General features: G+C 46.2%; 17 protein-coding genes. 10 read left to right on the forward strand and 7 right to left on the reverse strand.

What is annotated here, in order from left to right; translation table 11 throughout:
* Nucleotides 1-203 precede the first annotated feature (203 nt).
* The 3 genes from L976_RS03650 to yjjG all read left to right on the forward strand — a co-directional run bounded on the left by L976_RS03650 (nt 204) and on the right by yjjG (nt 2,063).
* Nucleotides 204-695 (forward strand): DMT family transporter, encoded by a 492-nt coding sequence (locus L976_RS03650; RefSeq protein ID WP_052183961.1) that lies wholly within the window; start codon nt 204-206, stop codon nt 693-695.
* A gap of 22 nt (nt 696-717) precedes the next feature.
* Nucleotides 718-1,179, forward strand: a complete 462-nt coding sequence (locus L976_RS03655) for a DMT family transporter (protein ID WP_047534287.1) — start codon at nt 718-720, stop codon at nt 1,177-1,179.
* Nucleotides 1,180-1,358: 179 nt separating this feature from the next.
* Entirely contained in the window at nt 1,359-2,063 is a 705-nt protein-coding gene (gene yjjG / locus L976_RS03660) for a pyrimidine 5'-nucleotidase (RefSeq protein WP_047534290.1), read from the forward strand.
* A gap of 17 nt (nt 2,064-2,080) precedes the next feature.
* On the opposite strand, the gene L976_RS22665 is transcribed toward yjjG, so the two are convergent.
* From L976_RS22665 to prmA, 5 genes are all read right to left on the reverse strand, one after another.
* Nucleotides 2,081-2,281: a helix-hairpin-helix domain-containing protein gene (locus tag L976_RS22665; RefSeq protein ID WP_156143228.1), complete on the reverse strand. Its 201-nt coding sequence runs from the start codon at nt 2,279-2,281 to the stop codon at nt 2,081-2,083.
* Entirely contained in the window at nt 2,271-3,416 is a 1,146-nt protein-coding gene (gene fic, locus L976_RS03665; protein ID WP_047534293.1) for a protein adenylyltransferase Fic, read from the reverse strand. The genes L976_RS22665 and fic overlap by 11 nt, the downstream gene beginning before the upstream one ends.
* Before the next feature lie 455 nt (nt 3,417-3,871).
* Nucleotides 3,872-4,177, reverse strand: a complete 306-nt coding sequence (fis, locus tag L976_RS03670) for a DNA-binding transcriptional regulator Fis (RefSeq protein WP_006083371.1) — start codon at nt 4,175-4,177, stop codon at nt 3,872-3,874.
* Between the two features lie 16 nt (nt 4,178-4,193).
* Nucleotides 4,194-5,162 (reverse strand): tRNA dihydrouridine synthase DusB, encoded by a 969-nt coding sequence (gene dusB, locus L976_RS03675; protein WP_047534321.1) that lies wholly within the window; start codon nt 5,160-5,162, stop codon nt 4,194-4,196.
* Between the two features lie 174 nt (nt 5,163-5,336).
* On the reverse strand, nt 5,337-6,218 hold the full coding sequence (prmA, locus tag L976_RS03680; RefSeq protein WP_047534330.1) for a 50S ribosomal protein L11 methyltransferase: 882 nt from the start codon (nt 6,216-6,218) through the stop codon (nt 5,337-5,339).
* Between the two features lie 440 nt (nt 6,219-6,658).
* Here prmA and L976_RS03685 point away from each other — a divergent pair, with 440 nt between their 5' ends.
* The 4 genes from L976_RS03685 (at nt 6,659) to L976_RS03700 (ending at nt 11,090) form a co-directional block, all read left to right on the forward strand.
* Nucleotides 6,659-7,384, forward strand: a complete 726-nt coding sequence (locus L976_RS03685) for a fumarate reductase cytochrome b subunit (protein ID WP_047534338.1) — start codon at nt 6,659-6,661, stop codon at nt 7,382-7,384.
* Nucleotides 7,385-7,617: 233 nt separating this feature from the next.
* Nucleotides 7,618-8,289, forward strand: coding sequence for a fumarate reductase cytochrome b subunit (locus tag L976_RS03690; protein ID WP_047534347.1), 672 nt, complete (start codon nt 7,618-7,620; stop codon nt 8,287-8,289).
* A gap of 63 nt (nt 8,290-8,352) precedes the next feature.
* Complete coding sequence (locus L976_RS03695; protein ID WP_047534350.1) at nt 8,353-10,359, forward strand: fumarate reductase flavoprotein subunit; 2,007 nt, start codon at nt 8,353-8,355, stop codon at nt 10,357-10,359.
* Nucleotides 10,359-11,090, forward strand: coding sequence for a fumarate reductase iron-sulfur subunit (locus L976_RS03700; RefSeq protein ID WP_047534351.1), 732 nt, complete (start codon nt 10,359-10,361; stop codon nt 11,088-11,090). The genes L976_RS03695 and L976_RS03700 overlap by 1 nt, the downstream gene beginning before the upstream one ends.
* A 64-nt stretch (nt 11,091-11,154) precedes the next feature.
* Here the strand turns inward: L976_RS03700 and L976_RS03705 are convergent, their stop codons facing one another.
* Together L976_RS03705 and L976_RS03710 are read right to left on the reverse strand one after the other, a co-directional pair.
* Complete coding sequence (locus tag L976_RS03705) at nt 11,155-11,439, reverse strand: putative quinol monooxygenase (RefSeq protein WP_047534353.1); 285 nt, start codon at nt 11,437-11,439, stop codon at nt 11,155-11,157.
* Nucleotides 11,436-12,458: a zinc-binding alcohol dehydrogenase family protein gene (locus L976_RS03710; RefSeq protein WP_037426381.1), complete on the reverse strand. Its 1,023-nt coding sequence runs from the start codon at nt 12,456-12,458 to the stop codon at nt 11,436-11,438. Before L976_RS03710 ends, L976_RS03705 begins: the two co-directional genes overlap by 4 nt.
* Nucleotides 12,459-12,577: 119 nt before the next feature.
* Here L976_RS03710 and L976_RS03715 point away from each other — a divergent pair, with 119 nt between their 5' ends.
* The 3 genes from L976_RS03715 (at nt 12,578) to L976_RS03725 (ending at nt 15,160) form a co-directional block, all read left to right on the forward strand.
* Nucleotides 12,578-13,507 carry a LysR family transcriptional regulator gene (locus L976_RS03715; protein ID WP_037426378.1) on the forward strand — a complete coding sequence of 310 codons (930 nt, stop codon included), beginning with the start codon at nt 12,578-12,580 and terminating at the stop codon, nt 13,505-13,507.
* A 301-nt stretch (nt 13,508-13,808) separates the two neighbouring features.
* Entirely contained in the window at nt 13,809-14,228 is a 420-nt protein-coding gene (locus L976_RS03720; RefSeq protein ID WP_047534356.1) for a hypothetical protein, read from the forward strand.
* Between the two features lie 62 nt (nt 14,229-14,290).
* Nucleotides 14,291-15,160: a hypothetical protein gene (locus tag L976_RS03725; protein WP_047534358.1), complete on the forward strand. Its 870-nt coding sequence runs from the start codon at nt 14,291-14,293 to the stop codon at nt 15,158-15,160.
* Nucleotides 15,161-15,174 lie beyond the last annotated feature (14 nt).

Here is a 15,174-nt window from a genome sequence, read left to right on the forward strand (position 1 = left end):
GGGATTTAGAGCCTCACTTGCATCTTGCATCTTGCATCTTGCATCTTGCATCTTGCATCTTGCATCTTGCTTCTTGCTTAAAGCGGAAATCATCAATGTTAATTGTTAGCTATAACTCAACAATAAGTTTCTATTACGGTGGATTATAAAGCCTAAACTATCACTGTAGACTCTTTTGCAACAAAAGTGGATGGACTGTTTTGATGCAAGAGTCAAACAAACTGACCTTATTGATGTCCTTTGTGGCGCTCTGTTCCGGCGTTTTACTGGCATTAATGATTAAACTCAATAGCCAACTTGCCTTATATAGCTCGCCATTTTGGGCATCTTGGATTGCCCACGGTATTGGAGCATTAACGGTATTGTTGATGCTGTTTTTACTGAGAAAAATGCTGATGGGTAAAGAAGCCAAGTCGGCTTTGAATGCCGATGCGAATCTATCAGGGTTACCTTGGTGGGCGTATTTAGGTGGTGTTCCTGGTGCTGCGACGGTTGTGTTGGCAGCTGTCACAGTCAACAGTGAATTAGCCTTAGCTGGCACGTTAGCATTGATGCTTGTGGGGCAGTTAATCTTGAGCTGTATATTCGACAGTTGTGGTTATTTCGGTGTCGTTAAGCGGCGCATTCGATTCACAGAAGTCATTGCTATGGTAATGATTTTGTTGGGAGCCATGTTAGTGATTTATTCACATTAGCTGGCGTAGTCGGGGAAATTGAATGGAATTGATGGTACTTATCGCACTGCTTAATGGCGGTTTAATTGCTTTAAGCCGAACCTTTAATGGTGCCTTGGCAAAACATAGCCATGCGTTAGTCGCATCTTGCTGTAATCATATTGTGGGATTTGTATTGTTGAGTGCGTGGATAATTTGCCTAGAGAGTGGTGCAAATCAGTTACATGGGCAGCCGCCAGTGTATTTGTACCTTGGTGGAGTCATTGGTGCTTTATTTGTCGTACTAAATAGTTGGGCATTGCCATCGTTAGGGGTGATGCGTTGTACTTTACTCGTGATATGTGGGCAGATGCTGACAGGCGTTGTGCTGGATATAATATCTAGCGCCAACGGCATTCATTGGGCGTCGCTCGTTGGAGTATGTTTGATGTTAGTGGGTGTCGTGTTCCTTAATCGGTTGAAGCAACCTACGCCGCAGGTAAAGCACGTGAATTGCTCGTTGTGATATGGCGTTAATTGCCGTTCAATCTCATCATCTTGTATCGAGCTGGTTGCTTAGTTATCTACGATACGTGAGAACTTAGTCTAGGTTGCGATTGGCTGTTGTGTTATTCATTTTGGGATTTGTAGTATAGTTATTTTCGTGCTTATTAATTGATTTCGTTTGTTATTTGGAGTGTTATTTTGTCCTCAAATCAAACCTATTCCTCGGCCACGCCCTATGCTTGGGTGCTTTTCGACGCCGATGAAACGCTATTTTGTTTCGATGCCTTTGAAGGACTCACCTTGATGTTTGCAGGCTTTGGTGTTGAGTTTACTCAGGCCGATTTTGAGGAATACCAAAGGGTAAATAAACCGCTTTGGGTTGCTTATCAGGATGGCAATATCAGCGCCGCCGAGCTGCAAACTATCCGTTTTGAGCCTTGGGCGGCAAAGCTTAACGTGTCGCCACAAACCTTAAACAGTGCGTTTTTAACGGCTATGGCTCAGATTTGTGCGCCATTGCCTGGTGCGCGCGAATTGCTATCGGCGCTGCAAGGTAAGGCTAAACTGGGGATTATCACTAATGGCTTTACTGAGTTGCAGACGGTGCGCTTACAGCGAACAGGCTTGCAGCATCATTTTGATATTTTAGTGATTTCAGAAAAAGTCGGCATCGCCAAACCCGATGTGGGTATTTTTGAGCATGCGCTTGAGTTAATGGGGCACCCAGCGCGTGAGCAAGTATTAATGGTGGGTGATAACCCCTATTCCGATATCCAAGGGGGTATCAATGCCGGTATTCATACTTGCTGGTACAACGTCCATGGCCATGCTGCGCCAGCGGGGATCACCCCACATTATCAAGTGAGCTCGCACCAAGAGCTGCAAAGTTTGTTGTTCGGCTGAGTCAGCAGGCGCTCCGCTTATTCTGTGAAGGCCAGCATTTCGCGGATCTTCTTTGCCTTCTCTTTGCCTATGCTATCCACTTGCATTAATGCTTCTTCAGATGCCGCCATGACTGACTGGACATTGGTGAAATGGCATAAAAATTTATTAGTGAGTTTAGGGCTTACCTCAGGTAGGTGACTATGAAGTTTTCTGTGTAAGTGGCTGTCATGACCTATCGTTTAATGACCCTGTTGAAAGTGTATAACGGCTGAACTGGTTACTGTCTTTGGTCATCAAAGTGACAAATTTAGGGTGGACAAAGAGCTTCTCTTTACCCGATTGCACCTCTTTAAGCACGCCGATGTCGCATAACTGCTTTAAGTAAACGGAAGCGGTTTGACGTTTGGCTAAGCCACTTTCAACGAGGTTTTGAATACGGCAATAAGGTTGCTCAAAAATCACTTGTACCAACTCATGGCTGTAAATTTTGGGTAGCTGCTGACGTACATATTCTGTGGTATGGGCGATGAGTTCGCGCGCGGCGGCAATTTTGTGGGTTGTCCACTTCGCTGTTTGCTCGACCGCATTGAGGATAAAGATGATCCACGGTTGCCACTGTTGCTGAGTCGTCACGTTAAGTAATAAACGGTAATAGTCTTGTTTATGCGCGACGATATAGCGGCTCAAATACAAGATAGGTGCGCTCAGTAATTGTTGGTCGATAAGGTAAAGAATATTGAGTACACGGCCTGTACGGCCATTACCATCGATAAAAGGATGGATAGCTTCAAACTGGTAATGGGCCATGGCCATTTTGATCAGTGGATCAACATCATCTTGATTATGCAAAAAGGCTTCCCAGTTACTGAGTAAGTCACGAATGACACTCTCGCCTGCTGGTGGCGTATAAATAACCTCACCTGTGGCCTGATTTGTTAAGCTAGTACCAGGCACTTTACGCACGTCCATTTGCACGGACTTAATCGTGCTGCAAATTTCTAATGCGGTAGTGACACACAGGGGGCGGTTGCTTAGTTGAGTAAAGCCTTGGTAAAGCGCAGTGCGATAACGCAGCGCCTCTTTGGTCATCGGGTCCGCTTGGCTATCTTCTTGGGCATACTGAAACAGCTTGTCGGTGGTGGTAACGATATTTTCAATCTCGCTACTGCCTTGGGCTTCGAGCAGTGGCAGTAAGTTGATGAGCAGACCCTGATTAGGTAGCAGCTCACCCGCTTGCTTTAGCTCTGCAAGGGCGGCGCGGGCTGGAATACAGGCTTTGAGTATAGGTAAGGTTTCGGCCAACTCCGCGAGTGCGCTGTCTAGCGGTAGTGGCGGTAAATGGTTGTATGCTTGTTCAGCTTGCCATTCCATGTTTAAAAAACCTTCTTTTATCGACATAAATAGAGATTTCGCTGAGCTTATGTCGATTCAATCGACATGTAAAGAAAACATGTTTACAAAACTGAGTTTAATCGACATGTTTGGGTTATTTTTGAGACTCATGTCGATAGTATCAACTGGCTGACTTTGTCACTATGACTGGTGATTTTAGCCATTGGCGCTTGATTGTAACCATCGGCAAAAGGGTCTATTTCTTTGATTAACTCTTGGCAGATGACCTCATTAAACGACTCTTAATTGAAAACCAATTAGGCCATTTGGGATGGTCTGATGTCTTAATTCGTCTTGAGTTAGCTGTGGATGTTTTCATCGATATAAACTCGGCAAGGAATTATCTCGGGGTACATATGGGGGTATATATAATGCGAAAAGGGGCTAACCCTTGCAGGTTAACCCCTTTCCTAACAATCACTTAATCGAAAAGATTAGTTCATGCCGTATTTCTTTAATTTCTTACGCAGAGTACCGCGGTTGATACCTAGCATGTTTGCTGCGCGGGTTTGGTTGCCGCGAGTGTGTTGCATGATGATGTCAAGCAGAGGTGCTTCAACTTCACTTAGCACCATTTCATACACTTCTTGTGCTTCCTGACCGTCCAACTGTGCGAAGAAGTTAGTTACGGCACGCTTAACAGCGTCACGTAATAACTGGGGCTTGATAGTGCCGTTTGCGGTTTCGATTTTGCCAACGGTAAGCTGGTGAACTTCTGTGTTAGTTGTCTGATCAAACATTCTATTCTGCTCTTTATTAATTCTTTACTAATTCATCAAAATAATATTCCACGAGGGAATACTGTTCTGCAGCGGTTTCCAGCTGATTAAAGTCAGCCCGGAACTGGCGCTGATCCTCCTGGTCTAGGTACCATCCAATATGTTTTCTGGCGAAGCAAATACCCTTATATTCACCATACAAATCATAAAGTTTGGTGAGGTGTTCCAGCATCACTTGACGCTGTTCTGCCACCTCAATGGGCGCTAGCTTATTACCCGTCTCCAAGTAGTGCTGGATTTCTCTGAAAATCCAAGGTCGTCCTTGAGCACCCCGTCCTATCATCAGAGCATCGACACCGGTGTAATCCAGCACAAAGCGGGCTTTCTCCGGACTGTCGATATCCCCGTTTGCGACAACAGGAATCGAGACATTCTGTTTAATTGCTTTAATGGTGTCGTACTCGGCGTCGCCTTTGTACATGCATTGTCTCGTGCGGCCATGAACGGCCAACGAGGCGATGCCACAATCCTCGGCAATCTGGGCGATTTGAACACCGTTCCTGTGTTCAGGCTCCCAGCCTGTGCGAATTTTTAACGTAACGGGCACATCTACTGCAGCTACCACGGCTTGTAAAATGTCTTTTACGAGGGGCGGATTTTGCATTAGGGCTGAGCCAGCCAGCTTTTTATTCACTTTTTTTGCAGGACATCCCATGTTGATATCAATGATATGGGCACCTTGTTCAACGTTGAACTGGGCGGCCTGCGCCATTAACTCTGGATCTGCACCTGCAATTTGCACTGAGCGAATACCTTCCTCACCAGAATGTGTCATACGCTGGCGGCTCTTATCCGTATCCCAAACCTCAGGATTGGATGAAAGCATCTCCGACACCGCTAAGGCTGCGCCATAACGAAGACAGAGATTACGGAAAGCTTGATCGGTGACACCTGCCATTGGTGCCACGATCAGCTGATTCTTCAGTTGATAGGGTCCAATCTGCATTTACTGTTTCACCTTAGCTCTTCAAAGGGGCGCTATAGTAGCCCTTTTTATTGGCCATGAAAAGGTCAATAAATGACCTAGGAGCAATTTTTTTTCTTGACTTTTTAGCCTTGAGAAGTAATCGGAAAAATAAGCCTAAGCCAGTGGTGGCGCATGTTGCGCCACCCTTTAGCGTTATTTGCGCGTACCTGTCAAGCGGCTCCAATCTTCTTTGTGAGCCGCTTCGTCCATGTCGAACCATTGGCTATAAAAGTCAGAGATTTCTTGCGCTTGCTCTTTTAGGAGTCCAGAGAGGGCTAATTTACCACCGGTTTTGACTCGGTCGGCGATAAGGGGGGCAAGTTCGCGCAGTGGGCCTGCGAGAATATTGGCAACTAATACATCGGCCTTAAGATCGGCGGGTTGATCTTCAGGCAGGTAGAGTTCGAGTTGGTCGGCAACATCGTTACGTTCGGCATTGGCTTTTGAGGCGTCAATGGCTTGATAGTCGATGTCGATACCGGTGACTTTTTTCGCGCCCAGTTTTAGGGCGGCAACGGCGAGAATGCCTGAACCACAACCAAAGTCGATCACTTCTTCGTTGCTTAGATCTAAGCTATCTAACCACTCTAAACAGAGTGCGGTGGTTGGGTGAGTACCTGTGCCGAAGGCCAGACCCGGATCTAAGATCACATTGACTGCGCTTGGATCGGGCACTTCACGCCAGCTTGGGCAAATCCACAGGCGTTTACCAAATTGGATCGGGTGGTAGTTATCCATCCATTCGCGAACCCAGTCTTTGTCTTCAATCTGCTCGATTTTATGGCTGAAGTGTTCACCTAAAAATGGCAGTGTTTTCAACATTTCAATGGTTGGCGTTAGATCGGTATCGGCCTCAAATAGCGCGACAACCACGGTATCACGCCACAGCGGGGTTTCGCCCAGTTTAGGTTCAAAGATCGGGGTGTCTTTACCATCTTCAAAAGTAATAGAGACTGCGCCTTCTTCCATGAGTAAGTCGCTGATGGTTTCAGCATCATCACTGTTAGTGTTAATGCGGAGTTGGATCCAAGGCATGGGGTAAATCCTGTGGCTAGGGTTAAAAAATATCGCGCTATTGTATACCCAAACCATCTTAAGCGGCAGGATTTGGCGAGAAATTACCATAACAAAGCCGTTTTTAACTCTGGTTGTGTAATTGGGTTTCTATCGTCACGTTTAGATAAAAATGGCTTTTATTCCTGCTTTGACAAGGTGTTATTGGGTCAGCATTTTGTTGTACGCAAATGCAAACCACTCGTTTCGATATTTAGTATAAAGCTATGAAATATAATGGTTAATTGGTTTTACCTTTGTTTGGTTTTTTACCTTGTTTTTGTGATCATCTTCTAAGAGTTGATGTTCACCCCGTGAGTTATCTCACGCTTTAAATCTGTGACGCTCAGTCGGGTATTTTGTTACTGCTATCGTGTAGTTTGCAAAGAGGTGTCAACAAACCATCAAAGGGTAAAAGCAGGATGATAAGCGTAACGCGCGTTCACACTAGGGTGAAAACACAGGGGATAGGTCACCCTTGGTCGGCGAAGGCCGATAGATTACAGAGCGCGACAGGCATTATGCTGGGATGCTTTCTGTTGTTACATATGCACTTCGAGTCGAGCATTTTGCTGGGCAAAGAGGCATTTTACCAAGTTGTACAACTGCTTGAAGGCGGTATGTTTAGTAGTACAGGCCATGGCTTTCCGATGGTTACTAAAGTCTTCTCGGTTTTTATGCTGTTAGTGGTGATATTGCATGCCGCAGTTGCGCTTAGGCGGTTTCCGGCACAACTGGGTCAGTGGCGGGCATTGCGCTCGCATTTAGGTGGCATTAATCACCGTGATACCCATGCATGGTTTTGGCAGCTCATTACTGGCTTTATTCTGTTTTTCTTGGTGCCTGTACATCTGTTTACCATGATCTTAAATCCTGAGATTGGCCCACATTTATCCGCCGAGCGTGTTTATCACGATAATGCTTGGCTGCTTTATGCCTTATTGCTGCCCGCAGTGGTGATCCACGCCATGATTGGTTTGTACCGTGTGGCAGTTAAGTGGGGCATTACCACTCAACGCTCCGGCTTACGTAAACTCGCTAAGGTATTGATTATCTATTTGTTGTGCCTAGGTAGCGCTAGCTTAGTTACTTATATGTTGATCGGCAGCGAGTTGAGTGTTCCTGTGCAGCCCTATGTGCCCCAGTAATTTGAATGCCAATCCTGCTGCGCGCGTTGCACTGAGATAATTCGCCGCAGGATTTTGTGTCGCTGCCACTCGTTTTTATTGGTTCTATCGCTAATAGTTAAGCATTCGATTAATTATTCGCCTCCTAGTTGATCTAACTCAGGTTTGTTGTTGGATTTGTGAGCGATATTAATTTTCGAGGATAGGACTTAATCACTCTGGCTTGATGAAGCTGGTGGCGCGAGGCGAAAGCAATGGCAATCAAACTAAGTATAAAAAAATGGAGTGCGTGGCTGGATTTAAGCCAGAGTGTGTCGGGTGTCATTTTGGCGGTGTTTTTATGGAGTCACTTAGTGTTGGTGTCGTCTATTTTATTGGGTGGCGATGCCATGCACTGGGTGGCTCGTACTATGGAACTGAGTTTTCTCTCCAGTGATGGCCATGGCTACCCTTGGGTTGTGACCTGTATTGCTATCGGCATCGCCGCTTTAGCGTTAGTGCATGTGTTAGTGGCATTGCAGAAGCTGCCAATGAGTTTGCGCCAGCAAAGGGCGCTGCAACAGCAGATGCAAGTGATTAACCACGGTGATACTCGCCTATGGCGCTGGCAAGCCATTACAGGGGTGGTGATTTTGTTGTTATTGCCTGTGCATCTGTGGCTTATCGGTTCAGCCCCCGAAACCATAGGTCCGCAAGGTAGTGCCGATCGTATTTGGAATCAAGGTGTGTGGATGGTTTATCTGCCTTTGCTGCTCACAGTGGAGTTACATGCAGCAATTGGTATTTACCGTGTGACACTTAAGTGGGGCGGGGCGCGGGATCTTAATAGCCGCAGCCGTTTACGTAAGATCAAAACGATTGTGAGTGTGGCTTTTGTCACCGTAGGGCTTGCCTCTTTATTGGCATTTTTACCCCATGCGAGTTGAGCGAAATATAACAAAAGAGTGTTGTCCTAAAACAATAACAGCAGTACCCGTTAAGGAGCAGGCGTGAAACTGATTTATACCGATTCATTAGTGGTTGGTGCCGGATTGGCAGGGCTAAGGGTTGCCATTGCCTCTAAAGAGCGTGGGCTGGATACCTTAGTGCTATCGCTTATTCCTGCCAAACGTTCTCACTCCGCCGCAGCGCAGGGGGGAATGCAGGCAAGCCTTGGCAACGCAGTTAAAGGCATGGGTGATGATGAAGATGTGCACTTTCAAGACACTGTGAAAGGTTCTGACTGGGGCTGTGATCAAGAGGTCGCGAGAATGTTTGCCCATTGTGCGCCCAAGGCAGTACGTGAGTTAGCCAACTGGGGGGTGCCTTGGTCACGTGTTAGTGCTGGTCCACGGGAAGTCATTGTTAACGCACAAAAAGTTACTCTACAGGAAGCCGAAGAAGCCCATGGGTTAATTAATGCCCGCGACTTTGGTGGCACCAAAAAGTGGCGCACCTGCTACACCGCCGATGGTACGGGTCACTCCTTACTCTATGCCATGGATAACAAAGCCATTTCGATGGATATTCCGGTCCATGAGCGCGTCGAAGCGCTGGCGATTATCCACGATGGAGAGCGTTGTCACGGGGTGATTGCCCGCTGTTTAATCACGGGCGAGTTGCGTGCCTATGTCGCGAAATCGACCACGATTGCCACTGGTGGCTATGGCCGGATTTATGAAGTCTCAACCAATGCGATTATCTGCGAGGGTATAGGTCAGGCGCTGGCGCTCGAAACGGGCGTGGCGACCCTTGGCAATATGGAAGCGGTCCAGTTCCATCCCACAGCAATTGTGCCCGTGGGGATTTTAACCACAGAGGGTTGCCGTGGTGATGGTGGTTTATTGCGGGATAAAGACGGTTATCGTTTTATGCCGGACTATGAGCCAGAGAAAAAAGAACTGGCATCGCGGGACGTAGTGTCTCGCCGTATGACTGAACATATGCGTAAAGGTAAGGGCGTCGATAGCCCCTATGGCCCGCATTTATGGCTCGATATTACCCTGCTTGGGCGCAAACATATCGAAACCAACCTGCGTGAAGTGCAGGAGATTTGCGAGAATTTCCTTGGGATCGACCCTGCAAAGGATTGGATACCCGTGCGTCCGACTCAGCATTACTCCATGGGTGGCATTCGCACCAAAGCCACCGGTGAAAGTCCGCAGCTTAAGGGCTTATTCAGCGTCGGTGAAGCGGCCTGTTGGGATATGCATGGCTTTAACCGCTTGGGCGGTAACTCGCTCGCTGAAACCGTAGTGGGCGGTATGATTATTGGTAAATATGTCGCTGATTTTTGTGAGAATAATAGCCTTGAAATCAATACCCAGCTTGCCGAAAAATTTATGCGGCAGGTACAGACTGAGATCGACACCTTAGTCGATGGCGATGGTCAAGAAAATCCCTTCGAACTTAAGCACGCAATGCAGCGAATTATGATGGATTACGTTGGGATTTTCCGTAACGGCCCAGAGCTTGATAAAGCGGTGAATGAGCTAAAAGCCCTGCTTGAACGTTCACGCAAACTCGGCATTAAGTGTAAAAAACGCCACGCCAATCCTGAGCTGGTAGAAGCTCTAAGGGTTAAGCGTATGCTCAAAGTCGCGCTGACCGTGGCCTGTGGCGCGGCAGCTCGCACCGAAAGCCGCGGTGCCCATGCCCGTGAGGATTATCCGCAGCGTAATGACCGCGATTGGCTTAATCGTACCCTCGCCAGTTGGCCCGATGCCAATGCGTTGGAACCCGTGTTGAGCTACGAGCCGCTAGATGTGATGAAGATGGAACTGCCACCGGGATACCGGGGTTATGGTATCGACAATGCGATTGCTCACCCCGATACCGCTAAACGTGAGCAACAAATTGCTGAAATTTTGGCTGGGCTCGGGGAGGATGCCGATCGCTATCAACGCCAAGCGGCGCTGATGCCTTTCGAGCTGCCGCCCAGCCTGCAAGCTAAAAATGAACGTTTAAGTGATACCTTACAAAAACCCTCTGCCAATGTGTTAGGAGAAAAATCATAATGACCCAAGGTCGCCAGTTAACCTTTAATATTTTTCGTTATGATCCACAGGAGCCAAACGATAAGCCGAAAATGGTGCGTTATCAGCTCACCGAAACGCCGGGGATGACAGTATTTATTGCCCTCAATAAGCTGAGAGAAGAGCAAGATACGTCGTTGCAGTTTGACTTTGTCTGTCGGGCAGGGATTTGTGGCAGTTGTGCCATGGTGATCAATGGTTTTCCGACATTAGCTTGCCGTACCTTAACCGCTAAATATCCCAAAAGTGAGATTACCCTGATGCCGTTACCTGGCTTTGAATTGATCGGTGATTTATCGGTTAACACGGGTAAATTTATGCGTGAACTCGCTGAGCGGTTAAAGCTATGGTTACATCCTAAGGCGAATGATATCAGCATCCATCGCCTCGAAGATCCTATGGCTCCTGAAGAAGCTGCTCGCCTGTATGAGTTGGAGCGCTGCGTCGAGTGTGGCGTTTGCGTATCAGCCTGCGCGACCAAGCAAATGCGCGAGACCTTTGTCGGTGCAGTTGGCATGATGAAAATTGCCCGCTTTGAACTCGATAGCCGTGATGCCCGCACTGCGGAGGATTTTTACCATGTGATCGGTAATCAGGATGGTGTGTTTGGGTGCATGACCTTGCTCGGCTGCCAAGACAACTGTCCGAAGGATTTACCCCATATGCAACAGATTGCTTATCTACGCCGAAAAATGGCGATGACGTTGGTTTAGCTTTATTTACGCAGTTGATTTAAAAATAGAAAGCGCCAAATTTGGCGCTTTCTTGTTGGTGATGCTAGCAAGCATAACTCTTATGGATCTCGACTTTCTCTACTAACTGCTCGGAGGTGGCGACAAAGGTATTAAAGTGTGGGCTTGCCATATGCGCATCCAGTGCTGCTTGGGATTGCCACACTTCATACATCCAGAACTGATTAGCATTATCTAAAGAATGATGCAGCGTATACTCAAAACAACCTGCCTCGGTGTGGGTGTCACTTACCAGTTGTTTGAGGACTTTAAAGAGTGAATCACTCTGGCCTGAATGCGCTTGGATTTGCGCAAAAACCGTGATTTTCATTGGCTAAATCCCTCAAGCACAATTTTACCAATCGCTTTGCCCGACTCAATTTGTGCATGGGCCTTTAGCAAGTTTTGCGCATTAATCGTGCCGTAATGCTCACCAAAGGTGCTTTTTACTTTACCGGTATCGATAAGCTCTGCAATGCGATTGAGTAGATGGTGCTGGGCAATCATATCCTCGGTTTGATACAGGCTGCGGGTAAACATCAGCTCCCAATGCAGCGACAGGCTTTTACGCTTAAGCTTCATCACATCTAACGGGGCTACCGGATCATCAATCAGTGCCAGTTTTCCTTGTGGTTTGAGCACTTTTACAATTTCGTCAAAGTGCTTATCGGTTTGAGTCAGGCTAATCACATGGGTGACATCGGCAATATCTAGCTTAGCCAGCTCTTCCGAGAGGGGTTTATTGTGATTAATCACTGCATCGGCACCTAAGGTTTGCACCCAAGTTGCTGATTCTGGCCGTGATGCGGTACCGATAACCTCTGCTCCAGTCAATTTGACCGCCAGTTGAGTGATAATCGAACCCACACCACCTGCGGCACCGATAATTAAAATACGTGCATCCGTGGCGGAGCCATCTTGTGGTAGACCTAAACGGTCAAACAGCAATTCCCAAGCCGTGATACTGGTTAAGGGTAAGGCTGCCGCCTGTGCGTTGCTTAAGGTTTGCGGTTTATGGCCGACAATGCGCTCATCCACTAACTGATATTCGGCATAACTACCACTGCGGCTAATATCGCCGGCATACCAAACTTCATCGCCTACCTTAAATAGGCTGACTTTGTCCCCGATAGCTTTTACAACGCCAACGGCATCCCAACCGAGGATTTTATACTCCCCAGCAGGCGCTGAGCTTGATGCGCGGATCTTGGTATCGACGGGGTTAACCGATATGGCCTTAACCTCGACTAACAAATCAAAACCCGTTGGAGTTGGTTTGGCTAATGTTATGTTTTCTAATGCATTATGCGCATCGACTGCGCCTGCTGTTTGGTAACCTACGGCTCTCATAATCATTCCTCACTGGCGACTCATGTCTGTCACTTGTCATTGAGCACCATTGTGTGAAATATTAACCTTTAGATAAACGGGGTAAAGTTTGTAATTTTTTCAAAGGAAATTTGATAATCATGTTGCTTAATGATCTCGCCTTATTTGTTCGCGTTGCCGATTGCGGCAGTATTTCGGCCGCAGCGGCCGAAATGGACCTCTCTGCTGCTTCAGCGAGCGCAGCGATTAAACGTCTTGAAAAACAACTTGATACGAGTTTGTTTGTGCGCACGACTCGCAGCCTTAGATTAACCGCTCAAGGGGAGCGTTACCTGATCCATTGCCGCCGCGCCTTAAGTGATCTCGCCCTTGGAGAGCAGGCGATTGCCAGCGATAAAGGTAAGGTCTCTGGCACCTTAAGCCTGTCGGTTTCATCTGACTTTGGGCGAAACTTATTTGTCCCTTGGCTCGATGACTTTCTCTTGGATTTTCCACAGCTGCAAGTGCGTCTGCATTTGGGCGACAATATCAGCAGTTTTTACCACGATAAAATTGATGTGGCGGTGCGTTATGGTAAGCCGCAGGATTCTAATCAAGTTGCCTTTCCAATTTGCAGTGCCGACAGAGTGTTATGTGCATCGCCGGACTATCTTGCTAAATTTGGTCAACCCGAAACCTTAGAGCAGCTAACACAACATAATTGCTTGTTTTATAAGTTAGATGAGAGAACTCACGATCAATGGCAATTTGAGCGTGATGGCCAGGAATGTAAAGTCCGCGTCACGGGGAATCGTAGTGCGAATGATGCTGAAATTGCGCGCCGCTGGGCGGTAGCAGGAAAGGGGTTAGTGTTTAAGTCGAGCTTAGATTTGGCAGAGGATATTATGGCTGGGCGTTTAGTGCCCTTGTTACCAGAATATCGCGGCGAGTCGGTCAATTTATACTTAGTGTGCCCAGGACGCGAACATGTCACCCCCGTGGTGTTACTGCTTCGCGAAATGTTACGTCGCCGTTGTAAAGAATTGCAAACTCAACTGGCTGCTCATCATATTATCCCAAACTACCGTTAAGCTATTTGCATTATGGTGGCATATGTAAATAATCGCACTGCATGTTGTTATTTATTGTTTTTAATCTGTTTTTAAATTGTGTTTTATGGCGGTTTTTTCTGTTATGAATTGTGTTGTTTATGTTTAATGTCGCTAATTTTTTCTGATCTAACTCATATTTATTTTAATTGCATATGAGTTGTCGCTGGCTTGAGTTGAAAAGCATTTTTTTTCGTGCGTATGATGCGATAAATGTATCGTTTTGTATCTTTAACTGTGGGTCACAGTGGAGATTATTTATAGTATGACGTATTGACTGAAAATGTTAACTAAATTAGCCACAAAAAATTACTCAAAAATACCGAAACATCTTCATCCCATAGTCGGTGGATTACTGGTGCTCGGAATATTATGGTTGAGCTTATCGCTAAGTGTTTCTGCTAAAAATGAAATTTATTCTGTTGAAAAGAATGATTTTTTAATGGCTTCGACACTTGTGGCGCAGAGTGAGTTTGTGGGCCATAAATCGACAATCGTACTGAATGAATATAGCGTTACACTTTGGAATTGGTTTTGTGAAACTAATTTTGAAAGCATATTTATTGGACTGTCTTTTTTTGTTTTATTTAGTGTTATTTATTTCATTTCAGCTATTTTTCTGCGTAGTTACATTCTTAATTTGGAACATTGTTATTCCATTTTACTTAATTGGATAAAGTCTATTCAAGCAAGTACATCCTAGCGCTACATAGAGCGCATCCTAACTATCAATATTTTCATAAAAATATAAATCAAGGTTTTATTATGCAACCAACGAATAATCAATATTATTCGTCGATTTCTCGTCGACGAAATAAATGGTCTGTGCTTTTCTGCTTGCAGGTGATGCTGGCGAGTTTTTCATTTGTCGGCCAAGTATTGGCTGTCAATGAATTTGAGTTAGCCACGGATGCACAAGCTGCAAAATGGTCTGGCTACGTTAATGTTGGGTTTACCCGAAACATTTATGACTCGGATAGTTATTACGCCTATCAAGCCTACAACATCGATAGCCGGATCGATTACAAGGCAAATTGGGGCAATGTGCTGTTTACCCTTGGGGGCGAAAAGCAAACATTGCATGGCAAAGAGTCCAGTTTTTATGACCCTTTGCTGGAATACCGCACACCACTGTATGCCTTAAGCGATACCGTCTCATTCAAAGGCAGTTTAGGTGTGTATTTGCCCGCAGAGCGCGAATCAAAATTGGATAGGTTGCAATATGCACCGCGTATTGCTGCGTACTTATTTTGGAGCCCGCTAGATAACCTAAGTTTTTATTTTTCACCGCGCTATCGCTACAACGCTTACCAATACAAAACCGCTGGTGAGCGCGTGTTAGTTGAACAGCAACTTGATGGATTACTCGATGCTTATTGGCAAATTACGGCTAATTGGTATTTGGACGTGAGTGGTCGTTATCGAGTCTCCAAAAACTATTACGGTCGTCGACTCGATGATCAATTTACCTTTGCCCAAGAACTCGGTTGGTCGTTTAAGCCTGACTGGGTGTTGGCTGTTGGTCATAACAATAGTGGTCGTTTCTATAACCCAGAAGTGGGGACATCTCAGGGATTTGAGATTTATGACAAAAAGAGTTCAACCTTTTATTTGTCAGTTACTAAATATCTATAAAAACAGTAGTTAAG

It is taken from the genome of Shewanella sp. ZOR0012 (assembly GCF_000798835.1).
GTDB classification, from domain to species: Bacteria; Pseudomonadota; Gammaproteobacteria; order Enterobacterales; family Shewanellaceae; genus Shewanella; species Shewanella xiamenensis.